The sequence below is a fragment of the Rossellomorea arthrocnemi genome, from assembly GCF_904424705.1.
Classification (GTDB): domain Bacteria; phylum Bacillota; class Bacilli; order Bacillales; family Bacillaceae_B; genus Rossellomorea; species Rossellomorea arthrocnemi.
Window position 1 is genome coordinate 1 of the sequence record NZ_CAJGBF010000049.1, and the last position, 1,475, is coordinate 1,475.

Annotated in this window: 2 protein-coding genes; both read left to right on the forward strand. The window is 37.2% G+C overall.

All coding sequences use genetic code 11. The features are described from left to right. The first annotated feature begins 52 nt into the window (after positions 1 to 52). On the forward strand, positions 53 to 616 hold the full coding sequence (locus BAA9072_RS23850; protein WP_201717041.1) for a helix-turn-helix domain-containing protein: 564 nt from the start codon (positions 53 to 55) through the stop codon (positions 614 to 616). A gap of 5 nt (positions 617 to 621) precedes the next feature. Then, positions 622 to 1,446 carry an IS3 family transposase gene (locus BAA9072_RS23855; protein ID WP_230980994.1) on the forward strand — a complete coding sequence of 275 codons (825 nt, stop codon included), beginning with the start codon at positions 622 to 624 and terminating at the stop codon, positions 1,444 to 1,446. Positions 1,447 to 1,475 lie beyond the last annotated feature (29 nt).

Sequence of the window (1,475 nt, forward strand, 5' to 3'; positions counted from 1 at the left end):
GGTATCGACCCCCAAAAGTTAGAGTAGACAACTAACTTTTGGGGGTGTTTTTATGGCTAAATATAGTGAGGAATTTAAACTAAAACTTGTCACCGAGTATCTGGATGGCCATCTTGGATATAAATCATTGGCAAAAAAATATAACCTACCCTCTAAGACACCACTACAAGATTGGGTAAGAGCTTATAAAACACAAGGAATAGAAGGTATAAAGCGAAGAGAAATAAACAAAGCGTACTCTGTTCAATTTAAATTAGATACGATACTATTTATGTTAGAGACAGGCGCTTCTTATCAGGAAACTGCGGAACAATTTAAGCTGAACAATCCTTCATTAATTCATTCTTGGACGAAAATATTTAATGAACAAGGAGTAGATGGCCTGAAACCTAAATTAAAGGGGAGACCTTCTATGTCTAAGAAACCTAGTAAATCGGAGAAGAAGGAAGAGAAAAAGGTAACACGCGAAGAGGAATTAGAACGCGAGAATGAATTACTGCGATTGGAAAATGCGTACCTAAAAAAGTTGAGAGCTTTTCGGGAGAATCCGAATGCCTTCCGCGAAAAGCACAAGCCAAGCTCGCATTCGAACTTAAAGAAGCAGGATTCCGATTAAAAGATATTTTCCAAGTAGTGGGGATTCCCGAAGCAACCTATCACTATCATGTGAAGGGTTTTGACAAAGAGGATTCGAATACAGAATTAAAAGAACTCATTACTTCCTTATTTAAAAAATTTCATGAACGTTATGGATATAAACGGATTACGAAGGAATTAAAGAAATTAGGTCATCATATCAATCATAAAAAAGTATATCGTATTATGCGAGACCTCGGATTGAAATGTGTAAAATTCATGCGGAAATCCCGTAAATACAATTCGTATAAGGGGAACGTTGGAAAGGTAGCGAAGAACCGATTATCACGCCGTTTTAACACGCATGTCCCTCTACAAAAATTAGTAACTGACATTACAGAATTTAAATGTCTAAACGAAGAGAAGTTATATTTAAATCCCATTCTTGACCTCTATAACGGAGAAATCATCGCGTATGGAATCAGGAAACGTCCCACGTTAGATCTAGTCATGGAACCTTTACATGAAACGATAGAAATAATAAGAAATCACGCAATCTATCGAACCACCATCCATTCTGATCAAGGCTGGCATTACCAGCACAATCAATGGGTGAAGACATTAAAGGAGAATAATGTATTCCAAAGCATGTCACGGAAAGCTACATGCGCAGACAACGCTGTAATGGAAAACTTTTTTGGTGTTTTGAAGCAGGAAATGTATTATGGAGAAAAATTAGTTACCTTTGAGGATTTAATAAGCCGGATTGAAGAATATATCCACTGGTACAATCATGAACGTTCAAAAGAAAAATTGGATGGACTAAGTCCAGTCGAATACCGAACTCAGTCCATCCAATCAGCTGCATAACAAAACTCTAACTTTTGGGGTTAGCCACC

Coding starts and splice junctions, on each gene's coding strand:
- BAA9072_RS23850 (WP_201717041.1), top strand. CDS start 53: ATGGCTAAATATAGTGAGGAATTTAAACTAAAACTTGTCACCGAGTAT.